General features: G+C 63.5%; 6 protein-coding genes. 4 read left to right on the top strand and 2 right to left on the bottom strand.

Annotated elements, in window-relative coordinates; all coding sequences use genetic code 11:
* The first annotated feature begins 9 nt into the window (after positions 1 to 9).
* From H0Z09_RS16855 to H0Z09_RS16845, 3 genes are read left to right on the top strand one after another with little or no spacing between them, the layout of a single operon-like run.
* On the top strand, positions 10 to 1,236 hold the full coding sequence (locus tag H0Z09_RS16855; protein ID WP_186691532.1) for a hypothetical protein: 1,227 nt from the start codon (positions 10 to 12) through the stop codon (positions 1,234 to 1,236).
* 37 nt (positions 1,237 to 1,273) lie between these two features.
* Positions 1,274 to 2,014, top strand: a complete 741-nt coding sequence (locus H0Z09_RS16850) for a molecular chaperone (protein WP_186691530.1) — start codon at positions 1,274 to 1,276, stop codon at positions 2,012 to 2,014.
* A gap of 29 nt (positions 2,015 to 2,043) precedes the next feature.
* Entirely contained in the window at positions 2,044 to 2,520 is a 477-nt protein-coding gene (locus H0Z09_RS16845) for a CS1 type fimbrial major subunit (protein WP_186691528.1), read from the top strand.
* 258 nt (positions 2,521 to 2,778) lie between these two features.
* Here H0Z09_RS16845 and H0Z09_RS16840 read toward each other — a convergent pair whose 3' ends face one another.
* Entirely contained in the window at positions 2,779 to 7,590 is a 4,812-nt protein-coding gene (locus tag H0Z09_RS16840; RefSeq protein ID WP_186691527.1) for a DUF6543 domain-containing protein, read from the bottom strand.
* Positions 7,591 to 7,722: 132 nt separating this feature from the next.
* Here H0Z09_RS16840 and H0Z09_RS16835 point away from each other — a divergent pair, with 132 nt between their 5' ends.
* The gene (locus tag H0Z09_RS16835) at positions 7,723 to 12,228 is read left to right on the top strand and encodes a hypothetical protein (RefSeq protein WP_238340259.1); all 4,506 of its coding nucleotides are present in this window, start codon (positions 7,723 to 7,725) and stop codon (positions 12,226 to 12,228) included.
* Between the two features lie 189 nt (positions 12,229 to 12,417).
* On the opposite strand, the gene H0Z09_RS16830 is transcribed toward H0Z09_RS16835, so the two are convergent.
* Positions 12,418 to 15,486: a transglycosylase domain-containing protein gene (locus H0Z09_RS16830; RefSeq protein WP_186691526.1), complete on the bottom strand. Its 3,069-nt coding sequence runs from the start codon at positions 15,484 to 15,486 to the stop codon at positions 12,418 to 12,420.
* Between the last annotated feature and the right edge of the window lie 275 nt (positions 15,487 to 15,761).

Raw genomic sequence — 15,761 nt, 5'->3', positions numbered from 1 at the left:
ACTCTACCTATGAAATACATTGCCAGCGCTTTGCTGGGTCTGCTCGGTGCCGTCGGGACACTGCCTGCTGGCGCCGAATCGGTGGACATCACGGCCGTATTCAGACCGGACGGGTCTGCGCCGCAGAAAAACCAGTTCGTCAACATCACGCCGGAAAGTGGTTTTTGCGCAACCTATAAACCGTATTGCTCGCCCTTGAATATATTCAGTATTCGCCTGCCGTTGCGGGTCAATTCGAACAAGCCGCTGCAGCCAGGCATGGGGCCCCGCGACAACGCGATGTTCCAGGCACCCGCCAACTGGCGCTCCCTGAATGTAACCCATACAGAAACGGGAGAAACAGCGCGGGTCGAGGTGCGTATTGCAGGTATCGGTACCGTTTATCGGTTGAGCGATACGGCACAGAACCTGACGGGAGCATCCAACGCTCTTAACGGACACTCGGCGCTATGGGGTTCTACCTGGGTTAATGCTCCAGCCCCGTGCCTGAACTCTCCGCTTGGGTACTATGGCGCCGCGTATTTCGGCTTTTTCTGGCGCACTCCGGCTGAATCGGCGTGTGTCAAAACCGCTCGCTTCACTATTCCGAGCATGTATTACCAATACCTGGACTTCGCTTACGAACTTCGCACCCCCAACCCGCTGGCCATGAGCGCCGGTATTTACACCGGCTCGTTTACCTACCTGCTGGGGCCAGGGGCAGACTTCGACTTCGGTGACGTAATGATCCCCGAAGACAGCCAACTGACCTTCAACTTCAACCTGGACGTAGACCATAACCTGAAGGTCCAGGTGCCCCCAGGCGGCCACCGCATCCAGCTCGAACCCCAGGGCGGCTGGCAAGCCTGGCTGAACGACGGGCGCAAACCGCGTCGGCTGTTCCGCGACCAGACCGTCAACCTGTGGACCAGCTCGCCCTTCAAGATGACCCTCGAATGCGGCGAGCCATTGGGCAACACCTGCAGCGTGCGCAACGGCGCCGGTCATCAGGTGCCGCTCGATGTGGCCGTGAGTCTGCCGTTTGGCCTGACCGATGGTAGCGGCAACGCGGTCAACCGCCGACCGTTGCGCCTGGACGGCAGCGGCACCGAGCTGTTCAAACCGTCGCTCTACATCGACCGCAAGCCCAGCACCCTGCATTTCGAGATCAAGTCCGATGCCGTCGAACAGATGCTGGAGCAGGCTGGTAGCACGTACTCGGGCACCGTCACGGTGGTGTGGGATTCGCAGGTTTGAAACGCGGTTGGCCGTATTTTTCCGATGAGGTTATGTGATGAAACGTTTGTTAATGGCGTGCAGCGTCTGTCTGTTTTCCCTGGTGGCCACTGCTGGGCCTCAGATCAACGTGGGGGTGGTCTACGACTACCTCAACGGCGATAAAAGCACTTACATGAAACGGGTGTTCAACGGCGGCACTTCCACCGCGTTCGTCAAGGTCAACATCCTTGAAATGATCTACGACGACGAGGGTAATTATCGCGAAGTGCCGCTCAAGGATCAGCACGACAGCACCGCCCGCGACGGCCTGATGGCCAGCCCCGCGCGGCTGATCGTGCCGGCCAACGGCACCCAGGGCACCCGCCTGTTGTTCATGGGCAACCGCGACAAGGAACGTTATTTCCGCGTGCGCTTCGTGCCGGTGGTGCCGCAGAGCGACGATGAATTCGCCGTCACCGACGAAGAGCGCGCCGAATACAAGGACAGCCTCGCCGCCGGGGTCAAGGTGCTGGCCGGCTACGGCACGGTGTTTTTCGTGCGGCCCAAAGCCACCCGTTTCGATACGGCAATTCAGGACGACGGCAAGCGCTATACCTTGCGCAACAACGGCAACAGCGTGGTGGTGATCGATGAGTTCAAGGACTGCGTCGCCGGCTCGCCGCGTGATTGCCGGCCGACCCTGCGCCACCACATCCGCGCCGGGCGTGCCTACGGGTTCGACAAGGAGCCGGGGCGCGAGTACCGCTTCAGCCTGATCGAAGGCGACGACAGCAAACCCATTGAGGTCAAGGGCTGAGCCCTGGCCTTTCGCAACTGGTGAAAAACATGTTCAAGAAAGCAGGGTGCATGGTGCTTGGCCTTGGTCTGGTCTGGCCTGCGGCCCAGGCCGCCGTCGAGCGCGAAACCTTTGAAGTCTCGGTGACCATTCCCACCGCCGATTTCTATGTGTTGCCGGTCGACCCGCAACTGGTCCAGACCGAGCAAGTACTGGCCTACAACCCGGTGTCGTCGCAACTTGCAACGTTGCGCGCACCGTTCGAGGTGAAAAACGTCGGCGGCGCGATTGGTGCACGGCTGGATCAGCAGCCCTATATCTACAACGGCACCGACCGCGTAGACCTGCGCGTGACCTTCAACCAGGTGGAACTGGGCCTGGCGCAGAGCCAAGTGGTGTCCAGTACCGACGCCCGCCCCGGCAAGCGCGTGATGCTGGAAATCGCCGCGATCAAGCCCGATGACGATTACAAGCCGGGGCGTTACTACGGCACCGTGCACATGGTGTTCGACGCCATCGCGCCGTGATCGATCCCCACAGGGATTGCGGGTGCTCACCCTTATTAGCATCCGACACAAGCCCCCTGTGTGGGCTTGCCCGCGAAAGCGGTGGGCCAGTCACAGATGCGGTGGCAGATACACCGCCTTCGCGAGCAAGCCAGCTCCCACAGGAGATTGCGGGTGTTCACCATTGTTGTGCCTGACACCGAAACCTGTGGGAGCGGGCTTGCTCGCGAAGGCGGAGTATCAGCCACCGAATAGGTTGGCTGGATCACTGCCACAGCTTCAAACCGCGTGCGCCGTGTCTTGTTCCTCCAGCCGATCTAAAGCCTCACGCGTCAGGCGTCGGGCCAGGTCCTGATCGCTGGCGTATGAACCGGTCAGGATCCGTTCGTAGGTTTGCGGTGTCATCGGCGCGCCGGTCAGCACGTCTTCGTGGGGGACATTCAGCGTGTCGGCTAGTTGCAGCAGCGCCTGTTTGGCTTCCTCGCTGCGTTCGGTGGCGGCCGCCCAGGCTTTTTGCGCAAACATCAGGTCGTCCAACGGGTCAAGTATCTGGTTGGCCCGCTCGGTACTGGCCTGGAATACCTCGGCATGGGCAGTGCGCAAATAACTGTCCCAGAACCCCTGGGCGAGCATGCCGTCCGCCAGGCCATCACCGGCTTCCAGGGCCAGGACGCTTTCGTGGGCTGCGTCGATCATGGCCGGGCTCACTTGGGCCGTGGCGCGGTAAGCCATATGCTCCGAAATCCAGGGCAACGACAACCGCTGCTTGAGCGCGCTTTGATACGCCAGGTACACCTCGACTTCATCCACCGTGCCAGGCTCGCCATCGACCACTTGCGTGCTGAAGCGCAAACCTTGTCCGCCTTCGTCCACGGGGGCGATGCGCTGGCGGATGTCGGCCTGCGCCACCTGGTTGAGCCGTTCCAGCCGCGCCTTGCCCTTGGCCAACCACGCCAGCTGGCGTTCCTGCTCGGCGCCGCTGAGGTGAAGGGCTATTTCATTGAGCTGCAATTCCACGCCCAGCGCATTGAACACATGCAGGCCGGCATCGGCGCAGGTCACCGGATTGCTGGCCATCAGAAACAACCGGGTGCGCAGCGCTTCGTCGCCCTGCATCGCAATCAGCATTTGCCATACCTTGCCTGCCAGGTCGCGATAGCCGATTTCGTAGCGCAGTCGGTCGCGCGGGTCTTCGAACACTTGCGGCTCGAGGCTTTTGAGCACTTCAAAAAAACCCTGTGAGCCGTGCTCCGCTTCAACCTCGTCCCACAGCTGCTGGAGCCAGGGGCTATGCTCGGCCCGTCCCGGCGCCAGCCAGAAACCCGCGTCACCGCGGGGTGGGTACGTGCGGTACGGGTCAAGGCCGGCGGCCATGCGATAGCTGACCAGTGTGCGCTGCGCCTGCGCGCTCAAGCGGTTGCGGTCGAGGCGGGTACGCGCCACCAGCTCGGCTTGCGGTTGCCAGGGCAAAAACTGCGGCACGTGATCGATCAGCGTGTTTTGCAGATCGAGTTCGAAGTGCGCCGGCCGTTGCCGCGCAAAGAGGCCTTCGGGCCAGTCGCTTATGCCGGAGCCGCGCAGCGACAGGGCACCCAGCGACGGCATGCCGCTGATGTCCGGCGCGACCGTCAGCAGGCGGTTACCGCCCAGCGACAAACGCCACAGCCAGGGCAGGTGCCTGAACTGCGCCAGACTCGCCGCGTCCCATTGCACCGGGTTGTTATCCAGCGCCAGCTCGCGCAGGCCGATCATTCGGGTGACCGGTTGCGGCAGGCGCGTCAACCCATTGCCTTGCAAGTTGAGGCTGACCAGTCGCGGGAAATTTTCCAGGAACGGCATATCGCTATCCAGCAAGTCGGCTTCGATGAGTTCAAGGTGCTGCACATGCTTGAAGCTGGCCTTGAGCCGAAGGTTACCCAGCAAGCCCCCCAGGGGCGGGCCGTTATGGGTCAAGGAAATGCCATGCGGGTCGGGTTTGAAGTTGAGCTCCCACGCGTGGATCAGTGACCGCGATAGATTCCGGCGCACCTGGCGCCGGCTCGGTTCCTCACCGGCGGGGGCGAGGTTGATCCAATCGTTCAGCTCGGTGTGCAACTCAAGTTTTTCCGCTTCGCGGGCTTCAAAATCGAGCAGGTTTGCAGGGGCGTCGAGGCGGGCTAAAAACGCATCGATGTCGGCTTGCTCGGCATAGGGGTAGACCGCCTTGACCCGCTCTTCGAGGGTCGGCGCAAACAGCGCCGAACACCATTGTTGTACGCGATGCATGGGCTTTTGCGTGAGGACCTGCGCGTCCCGTGTCGGCTCGGGGCCGATGCCGGGGTTGTCGAGCAGCACGCGACGTTGCTCGGGGGCTGTGACTGTGTTGATCATCCAGGCCCTGAAACCCTCGCTGTCTGCAGGGGTAAAGCCCAGCGCGGCCTGGCGGTCGAGGGGCAGGGCGTGCAGGATGGCTTCGAAGAATGCGCCGTCGCGCAGCAATAAGCGATGTTGACCATCGTGAATCACGTGCTCGGCGTCATTGTGCCTGACCAGCACGCGCACCCTGCGCGCGTCTGCCGCACCTGCCGAGGCGCGTAATGGGCCGGTGGGGCTTTGCAGGCGAACTTCCAGGCGCGTGTCGAGCAAGGCATCACTGTACCGGCGCAGGGTATTGAGGGCGATCTGTTCGCTGTCGGCGTTCAGCAACCGGGGTTCGAAAAAACCCTCGACGCCATGGGCGACACGGGCCTGCGCTTGCAGCTCGCGGGCCAGGTTGCGCAGACGCAGGGGGACATGTTGCGCGATGTTCGCAAGCTCAGCGGGGCGGGCCTGTGCGATCACTTGCCGTGCCAGGGTTTTGGGCAGCTCACCCACGGCCTGGCGCACGCGCAAGGCGGCCGCGTCCAGGCCTTCTTCGCTATGCCGGTAAAGGTAGTCGAATACGGCCGGATGGTGTCCGGCGAGGTTGTCGGCCAGGCGATTGCGCAGGGCGTCGACCGGGTCGTCTTCGCCGATTTCACCCAGCACTTCCTGCAACTGCGTGTCATCGAGAAAGCCCGCCAGGCGTTCCGGCAGTTGGCCCAGGGTCAAGTCCTGGCGACTGATCTTCAACACATGCTCGGCGTCGACTTCGCCATAACGTAGACAGTCACCGCTCAATTCAGGTGTTTCATACACATCAATCGCGCGGTCGGCCGGCCAACCCGGCAGCTCGCGGGCCATGTGCGGGCTCCAATAGGTGTCCTCGTCGACTGCCTGACCGCCGCGCAGGCGCTCGGGCAACTGACGCGCCTGTTGGTTGAGATTAAAGCGCTTGACGCTGTGCGCCAGCAGCGCCGGTATGGTGTCGTCGGCGCGGGCGGCGCGCAGCACGCCGTAGTCGGTGCCGCTGGTGGCGAGGATTTGCTCGGACTGAGCTTGGCTGAAGTCCCCCAGGCTGCGCGACAGCTGGCGGTCGCTCCAGGCGCGCGGACTGTCGTTGTAGACCAGCGGCGGTGCGTACGCGTCGGCGCGCAGCGGGTGGCGGACGCGGTAGCTGTCGGCTGCCGGGTCGTGCTCCACGGCATAGTAATGTTCGTCGACAGGCAGCAGGGTTTGCCCTTGGTGGGTGTGCAGGCCGCGCTCGTTCGGGGTCGATCCGGGCGCCAGGTTTACCTCCGGCTGGCGGTAGGGCCGAGGGTCCGGGTTCCACAGGCGCGTGCGATCTTGCATGTCGACCGCCTTGAGTTGATCTACAAATGCAGAGCGAGCCAGCTGCCCGCCCAAACCGAACGCGCCCAACTGCACCACGTCTTCGACCACCTCCACCAAGTGCCGCGCCGCCTCCAGCGCGTGGCCCTGCGCCAGGTCCACCACACCCTCGACCACCTCATCGAGCAATTGGTAAGCGGTGTAGGCCAGGGTCAGTTCACCCAGAAACGGCACGAACGGCGTGGCCACGAACAGCGCGGCCTCGAATATGTCGGTCACTATGCGGCTGAAGTTGTCCCACCAGGCCCAGAATTCGCGCTTGTCGGCCAACTGCGTGGGTACCGCCAGTTCCTGGGCGTCGTTGAGGATTTTATCCAGGCTGCGTTGGTACAGGTACGGCCAGAGGTCGGCATCGATACGTTCCGCCGCAAAGGATGTGGGCACCGACCGGGCGCTGAAGAAATGCCCGCGCTGGGATTGATCGACAAATTGGCTGAAAAACCTTTGGTAGTCGGCATCGCGCAGTTTCTCATTCAGCGCGTTCATGAAGGCGTGACTGTCGGCATAGTGCTTGAGCGCACGCTGCGGGTCGTTGGGGATATACGCCAGGATCGGCACCGGCGTGCTGGCGGTTTCCAGGTTCGCCGCGATCAGCAGGATCCCGGTCAGCATGGCGCCGCGCAGACTGAGTCGATAACAGTGCATGACCACGGGTTTGCCCTGCAGGATCAGTTGCACCAGGGCGAAGGTCGACGCGTCAATGTCGCGCTTGAGCAGCGCCAGGTGTGCGGCGCGGTCCAGGGCGGCTTGCTGGCTGGCGATCACCTCGGCCTGCAGCGCTTGCCGGGCGAGTGCGTCAGTGGGCAGCAGGTGTTGTTTGAGCAGTGTCTGGTAACGGCCGCCCAGGTCCAGTTCGCGACACAACTGCGCGAATTGCTCGATGCTCATGCGGCCCTTGAGCGGCTCGATCATGAAATGCCCGCGTGCATCGGGTGTGCTGATGTAGCTGGAGCTGTCGGTGTGCTTCTGATGGCGGCCAAAGTTGTGCAGCGCGGCACCCAGCAGTGACACCGTGTGGCTGCTGGTGCCTTTGAGGATCAGGCCCCGCTCGGTGTGCAGGAACAGGTGCACGGCATCGACGTCGAGGTCCAGACCATGGCGCTCTTTGATGGCCTGGGTGAGCAGAGGCCGGGCAAAGGCGCGCAGGTCTTGCAGGTCCTTGAGGCGCAGGTCGACGCTGTTTTGCGTGGCCCAGGCCCGCGCATTGGCAAGTTTGAGCGGGGCCTGGGGACCCGCGCCGATGAACTCGGGCAGCCGGTTCAGCGGCGTGCGGCTCAGCGCCCGCGCCCTGGGGCAGTGTGCGGCACGCAGCCAGTCGGGCAGGCTGCGTTGGATCAAGGGGTAATGAGGGCCTTTGGACATGGTAATGACCTTGCGAGGTAGACAAGGGCACCAGCCTAGGCAGCGTCGCAGATGAACGAGAGGTAACTGTCTAGTGCAGGTGACCGGAGCGTGGGGCGTAGCGTTTTCGGTTTAATGAGCGAGAGCCTGTCTATGCCTGCTTCACCGCGCCAGACCCCTATCCGACAGATTCATACCGTGTTCCGCGAGCCGCCGACCTTGGAGACGGTGGCGCAGGACAGCGCCCAGGCCTGGCTGGATCAGTACCTGCCGGCCTATCGCTTCAACGCCGCGCTTACGCTGTTGGTCGCCAACGAACGCTATCAGTCGCTGGCCGAACGGGTAGTACAGCGCATGGCAGCGGCCAAGCCGACTTTGCTGGTCGTGGGCTATCACGTGGTCGTGCAGCGCAGCCGCGAGACTTATACACAAGGTGGCCCGAGCCTCGAGGACGCCGAACGCTTGATCAACAGCTGTGGTACACGCTTGCTCCAGCTGTTCAGCCAACGCCTGCAGGCCTGGTGGCGCGAGGCGTTGCCGGTGAACATGACGCGCTGGGGCTACCTGGCCGACCAATTGCTGGCGCTGCTCTACGATGCGCCCGCGCCGCCGGGCATGACCGCACAGCGCTTTGGCGAGGTATTTCCCCGGTCGAGCCTGCACGCGACACGGCCGGACCGGCTGTGGCGCCTCGGGTTGCCGGTGTACAGCGTGCATCTGCGCAACGCGGCCGATACGCAGACACTGCCGCTGCTGCTGATCAGCCATGCGCCGTACACCCTGCTGTTTAGCCCCGCCAGCGGCGTGCACCTGTTGGACAATCTCGATGCCGTGCAGCCACTGCTGTCGGACTATGCCAGCCCTCTGCTGGCGAGCCCGGTCGGCCAGTGGTTTACCCAGCGGGTCCAAGGCGACCCGTTCGATGCCCTGGCGGCGGCGTACCTGGCGCGCCAGTTGCAGGAACTCGCCAGCCTCGATACCCGTGTGCCGCGCCCGGTGCAGGAATACCAGCAGTTGCTCGGTTACATTCTCGACACCAGGCGCTGGTTCGTGCCGGCCTTGAGTGCCGCACAAAAAGCCCTGCGCCCCGCGCTGCCGTTGTGGCTGGCCGCCGCCGACAGCGATGACAGTTTCGCCGGCGCGACGTTACTCCACGGGCTGGTGCTGGCCGCGCAACAAGACGGCAGCCAGGACTTTCTTGAGGGTATCGAGCCCCTGCAAGTCTACGCCGCGAGCCGTTTGCGCGAATGTTTGAAACAAGAGGAACCGCGTGCGGAAAACCTTGAGCCCGACGAGATCAGCCTGAGCTTTACGCGGGTGATCGCCGCGCCCCTGCCGGTGCCCGGTGGTTTTATCGCCGGTGAAGTGCAAACAATTACCCTCGCCCTGACGGAACTGGCGCTGGAAAACCTCGGTGGTTTGCCCCATGCGCCCAAGTCGATTCACCTCAAAGGCGCCGCCGCGCCCGACTGGCTGACCTACGACCTACTCAAAACCTGCGTAACCCGCGTGGATATCGGCCAGGCTTACCCGGCGCTGTTAAAGAAACACCTGATCGACGACGCCGTCGATGCCGCCCGCCGCCAGGGCCTGTTCAGCCGCCAATGGCGCGCGCAGCTGCCGTTGCAGGCATTGCAATGGAAAATCCAGGGCCTGCATGGGCTGACGCGCATGGGCTTTCGTCGGCTCAATGCCGCCGTGCAGGCGGACAAAACGCGGCGTGTGGTGCAGGGGCAGGCCGTGGCGCTGTGGCCACTGGCATTCAAGGCTCGCCCCAGCGATTCGGCGGACGTTGTCGAAGGGCACTTCGTGATTGGCCCGCGCCAGGGCGAAGAAGGGCCGCACTTGCTGTATCGACCTTTGTTCACCCCGGCCTTGCTCGAGTACCCGTCGCAGCCGGCCTTGTTCGCCGCGATCCAGGCCAAGGGCGACTTGCAGGACAGGGTATTGGCCTGGCTCCCCTCACGGCGCCAGTCGGTGTATGCCAACGATGGTTTGCGTCAGCCACATGTTCGCTACTTCTTGCAGGGCGACGAATTCACCACCTACGCCACGCCGCAGCCGGTGCAACTGAGCCAAGAGATCAGCGACGTCGACCCGGCGCAGCAAGTGTTTGCCGCCACGGCCAGGGCGCTGGTGACCCTGGCCGACCGGCAAACCGTTTCCAATGCCGAGCAGCGCTGGGCCAGCCTCAAGCAGGCCGGGTGGCTGCTGTTCAACAGCCTGATGCCGTTGATCAGTGGCCCGTTGATGCTGGGCGGTTGGCTGCTGCAAGTGATGGACAGCGCACGCAACGACCTGCCCGCGCTGGTCAGTACCGATGAGCAGGCTCGCAGTGCCGCCGTGCTCGATCTGCTGGTGAACCTGATGGCGATCCTGGCGCACCAGGCCGCGCCCCATGATGCCCATGCGTCGCTGGAGCTGGAGCACCCGGTATTCGCGCCCCTGGCGCTGCCCGAACCTGTGCCTGCTGAATCGACGCGCATCACCGCGCCGGTATACTTCGAGGCTCCGGCCAGTTGGGCTAACGCCCGCGATACCCTGACCGCATCCATGCAAACGCGGCTGGATGCCCTGAGCCTCAAAACCCTGGCCAAACCCTGGCCCAAGGCACTGCCCGATGCCGAGCGCAGCGGCCCTTGGCACGGGCTGCGCCGCGACACTGTACACACGCCGCCGCAGTGGCAGGCACTGGTGCGCGGCCAGCTATTTCGCGTGCGTATCGAGCAAGGCCGAGTACGCGTGATCAGCGCCGACGGCAGCCGCGCAGGGCCGTGGCTCAAGTCGTTGGGGCAGGGCGCGTGGGACTTCGATTTGCAACTGCGCCTGCGCGGTGGCGCCGACGGCAATGAGCCACCGCCGTCGTATCGCCAGACGCTGGAGCTTGACTATAAAAAAGCCGGTCAGGATCGCACCAAGGCCCAGCTCGCCATGGAAATAGCGCGCAAATTGGTGGACAAGCCCGAGGGTGCGCTTGACGCGCAACAACGCAGCCGCGCCTGGTTCAGCTACCTCAACGCGATCAAGGACAAAGTGCGCGCGGCCCAGGAAGAGGTTCGCTTGCTCAAGCGCCTGCGCGAGCTGGCGCCGCGCCCGCGCTATGAAGAAGAGCTGTGCCAGGGGCTGGAGACCATCATCCTCTCGGCACAGTTGATGGATGCCCATAACCGCACGCAACTGCGCGAACTCAATGAGCGTTTGCGGCCACTGCTACAAGCCGATAGCGATGACATCGACGCGCAGGCGCACGCCGAGTTGGGCAAGGGCATGCGCGAGGTGGCGGATAACCACGACAGCAGCATTTACTGGCGCTCGCTGGAGCAACGCTATGTGGAAGAACTCCAGGCCGTGCCCCGGCTCGGCCGTGACAAAGCCCGTGCATTGACCGAAGGCATCCCGGCGCGCCCTTCGATTCTCGATCTGCAGGCGTTGCAGGTCACCACGTTGTGGAGCATTGCCATCGACGTACCGGGGGAGGTGCTGGACGATGACTTTTTTGCGGGTATGAGCGCCACCGTTAACCGGGCGCGCTGGGCCAGTTGCTCCCTGGCCGACATGCAGCAGTTGCAGAGCAGCGACGCCGAACGCATTGAATTGCTCGACAGCATTGACCATGTGTACGCGCAAACCGATGACCGCATCGAGTATTGGCGCGCCATGGCACCGGATCAGTTCAACCTGCCTTACTTGCAACGGTTACAGGAATTGCTGGCGACCTTGCATCGCCGGGTCGAGCAGGACTTGAGCGCGTTATTGCAACCGGCGCCCGAAACCGCACCCAAGCCAGCGTCGACGGGACGCCGCAAAAAAATCATTCGTACCCGCAATCGCGACATTTATGTGGCGCAAATGGGCGACACCGACGCCGAATTGCGTGATTCAGGCGGCCAAGTGATTGGCGCGTTCACCGAGGCCGACGATGGCGTGTGGGACCTCAAGACCGCGCCTGAGCCGGTACGGCCCGACCCTGAGCTGGGCGCCCTGTTGAAAAAGGCCGATGGCTTGCTGCGCGATGTCGACAAGGCCATCGCCAGTGTCGAGGCGATGGTTGCGCGCGCGAATGATCCGGCGTCGCTTCAAGGGTCGCTGCAATATGAGGCCCGTCGCCGAACAATGGCTGCCGACGCTATCGCGGGGAAATTGCGCGGCCTGGACAACGCGCGATTGGCGGCGGCGCAAATGGTCAAGGCACGGCTCAAGGAAAGCGAGTTGCGCACAGCGGCGCTGCGTCTGGACGCGGCGGGCTTGAATGCGCGTATACGCGCCTCGCGCGGCAAGGTGCTGACCCAGGACGACGTCGAGTTTCTGTTTGCCAACCACGCAGTGAGCATCCATCGCCAAGGCGAGCGAGTGGCGCTCAGGGGGCGCCGCGATGACTATCTGCAAGTGTATGCAGTGACGCAAGTAAGCACGGGCCAGCCACTGTGTTTTGCACACTTTCACTATGCACGCCGTAACGGCCCGGACGACCACTTCAGCGCCGCGCACCTGAAAACGCCCGAGCAGGAACGCCTGGGACGCCAGGCCCAGGCCGAAGTCGAGGCCCAGGCCTTTGCGCGCATACGCCAGGGCCAGACCGGGCGGGTGCCGTCCCTCGAGATTCACCGCTCGCAAATCCAGCTACCCCTGGCCCGGCGGTTGTTTTTCAGTGCCGACTGAACCATCAGAAACCTGAAAATCCCCGTAGTGAGCGGGCTCGTCGAATCGTCGCACCGCCCGCGCTGGGGGGCGAAGCCGCCCCAAAACCAGGCGCCTGGGTTCTGTCTGGCAGAATGAGTTGGCCGGATTTGGGCGGCTTCGCAGCCCAGCGCGGGGCGAGCCCGCTCACTACAGGGCTTGTGTCATTGGTTAAAAGCACAACGTGTGGCTACCCGGTTGGAGGTAGGGCATCAGGATCGGCGCCATGCCCTTGAGCACTTGCACCGGCAGGGCCGAGGTGAAGGTGAAGTGCTCCGCCGAGCGGCCCGGCACGTAGGCCGTGAGCGTGCCGAAATGATGTTCGCCCAGGTAAAACACAAAGGTCGCCGTGCGGTTCAGCGATTTGGAACTCAGCACGCGTCCGCCCGCGCCGATGGCCTCGATGCGGTTGTCGCCGGTACCGGTCTTGCCGCCCATGGCCAGCGGCGTGCCGTCGGCCAGCTTGAAACTGCCGGCCACGCGTTTCGCCGTGCCGGCGTCCACCACTTGCGACAGGGCACCGCGCAAGGCCCGGGCAACTTCGGCCGGCATTACCCGTTTGCCGGCGGCGGGGTCGCTGACCAGGTGGGTTTCATAAGGGGTATCGGCGGCAAAGCGCAGGCTGTCGATGCGCAGCACTTTGCCGCGCACGCCGTCGTTGAGGAGGATGCCCATCAGTTCCGCCAGTGCCGCCGGGCGATCACCGGAGCTGCCGATCGCGGTGGCCAGGGACGGCACGAGGTGATCGAAGGGGTAGCCCACCGCCTGCCAGCGCTGGTGAATATCCAGGAACGCTTCGACCTCCAGCATGGTGCGGATGCGACTGTCGCGGGCGCTCTGGTGGCGGCTCTTGAATAGCCAGCTGTACACCTCCTGACGCTCGAATTCGCTGGCCTTGACGATCTCGCTCCAGGTCGCTTCGGGGTGGTTGAGCAGGTAGCCCAGCAGCCACAGGTCCAGCGGGTGCACCTTGGCGATGTAGCCTTGATCGGGCAGGTCATACGCGCCTGGCCCGTAAGCGGCATAGAGTTTCTGCAGGCGCGCGTCGCTGAGTTTTTCCGTGGCCAGGTGCGAGCGCACAAAACGGTTGAAGCTGTCCTGGCTGGCGTCAGGCAACAAGTAACGGTGCACCGCCGCCAGGCGAATCGGCGTCGGGCGCAGGCTGTCGAGAAAAGTGTCGAGGCGCGCCTGGGTGTCTTTTTTGCGGTACTTTTTCCAGAACTTCTGCAGGAACGCCGTGCCTTCACGGTCGGCGAACCTGGCCAGGTATTCCTGGCGCCGTGGGTCATTGTCGTCCTTGAGCAGCTGCGCGCTGTTGCTGGCGCCGCCGTAGGTGCTGTAGCGCACCAGATCGCGCATCAGGCGAATGAACGGCAGGTTGATCGACTCGCGCAAGGCATCGCGCAGGGTCGGGTTGCGCCCGTCGTCCTGGCGGCGAAAGTTATGGAAGCGATGCACGCCACCGCCGGTGAAAAAGGCCTCGCCGGGGCTGGCCGAATACGTGCGGTCGAGGGCGGCGTCGAGCATTTTTTCCAGGGACCGGTCGGTGTTCTGCCGCAGGTAATCAACGGCCCAGCGGCTGAGCCGGTCCTGATCGTCGACCGCGACTTTGGTCAAGGCGCTGGCGCTGAGACTGCCGAGGCGCTCATGCAACTCGGCGATGATTTGCAGGTAAGTCGTGAGCACGCGCAATTTGGCGGTGGAGCCCAGTTCCAGCTTGCTGCCCTCGTTGATGTCGAAGGGTTGGTCGGTGTTGTCGGTTTGCACGCGTACCCGCGCGCCATCCGCGGTCAGCTCGAACAGGGTGAAGCTGTAACGCACTTGCGGTGTGGTGGCCGGGGTGAGCAGGCGTTCGCCGAGCAGGCCGGTCTGGCGGGCAAAGTCGGGGTCGGCCAATTGCCTGAGGTACGCGCTGGCCTGGCCTTGCAACTGCGCTTGCAGGGTGGACGTGGCCGACAGATCAAGACGGTCCAGGTCGTACAACGGACGGTTGAGCAGGCTGGCCAAGCGGCTGCGGGCGACACTGATGCCCTTGTTGGTTTCAATCGGTTGCACGGTGGGTTGTTGCAACCAGTCGCGATAGATCAGGGGCGCCTTGAACGCGGCTTGCAGCAGTGCGGCGTCGATCACGCCATTGCCTGCCAGCAAGCGTAGATGGCTGTCGGTCAGTTGCCCAAGTTCCGCGCGTCCCTTGAGCAGGTAATAGGAGGGGCGGCGCTGGGCGATGATCAGCGCCAGCACCTGGCGCAGGGCCAGGCCGCGTTCTGCGACGTCGCTCTGCGTGGCTGCGAGGGCGCCGTTGACCTGGTTGAAGTCCGCGCCGAACCACACGCGCAGGCCTTCGGCCAGCCCATGCACTTCACCGTGGCCGGGCACGGCGGACAGCGGCACGCTATTGAGGTAATCACGCACGATGGCCTGGCGCGCCGCCAGGGTCTGGGGGCCGTCGCGGTAGGCGCGTACGCTGGCGGACATCATCTGGCGGATTTTTTCAGCGCCAGACAACGTGAGTCCATCGGGCGAGTGCCGGTATTTTTCCAGCTGGGTCGCCAGGGTACTGCCGCCCGCGCTCTGGCCCGGCAAATGCAGCAGCTTGGCGGCTTGCGACCACGCAGCCATGGCAAAGCGCGGCCAGTCCACGGCCGGGTTTATGTGCGGGTGTGCGGGGTCGAGCAAGTCGCGGTTTTCGATGAACAGCAGGCTGTCGACCACCACCGGCGGGATCGCGGCAAAGGTGTCGTACAACTGCTGAGGGTAGCGGTACTGATACAGCGGCACGGCGCGGCAGTCAGTGATGGACAGGCCCGCCTGGATTTTCTCGGCATAGGGCACAAAAAAACCGGCGTCGACGAAATCCATCAACGCTCCGGAAAAACGCGCCTGGGCCTGGATCACATAGCCGCGCTTGACCAGCCGTTCGGTGAAAGCGCCCAGGTCGCTGTAGCCCAGGCGCCGATCAAACGGCCCCTGGCCGGGATAAAGGATGGCGTTGCTGGGGCCGGGTTCGACGTGGTACGTCAAGTCACGCGCCAGGTCGCTCAATTGGCGCGCCTGCCAGTTGGACGTACGTGTCTCGTCGGCCACGACCAGGCCCAGGGTGATCAAGCCGATCAGCAGCGTCAGCCAGAACAGGCGCCGGGCCAGACGGGCTATCGGTTTTTTCACGGGCAACGGCGCCGGGGTCTCGCTGTGGTCGGGTTCCACAGGCTGGGTCGAAGCGGTTTGCCACAGTGCGCCCATCGTCGATTGATCCATTCACGCAGATTGATCGGACTTGGTTGAAGCTTAGACGGTGGGCGTCGGTCGCGAGGAAATTGTGCAGCGTTGCGCGCGCTGGTTTTTGTCCGCACGCATTGCGCTGTGTAATACTCGGCGCCCGCCAAAACAGGTGATACACACCTGTTTTATCGCATGATTTTGGATCTTTTCACTGAATTGTCCGGTTTATATGGTGAAAGACCCTCTGTGAGCCTTTTTATACTGCACGTCCCGTTGATCTTGCCTGGCAAGACGGC

Source organism: Pseudomonas sp. SWRI18 (assembly GCF_014268345.1).
Lineage (GTDB): Bacteria > Pseudomonadota > Gammaproteobacteria > Pseudomonadales > Pseudomonadaceae > Aquipseudomonas > Aquipseudomonas cedrina.
Note: the sequence above shows the minus strand (reverse complement) of the source record. Positions and strands in the feature narration are given on the sequence as shown.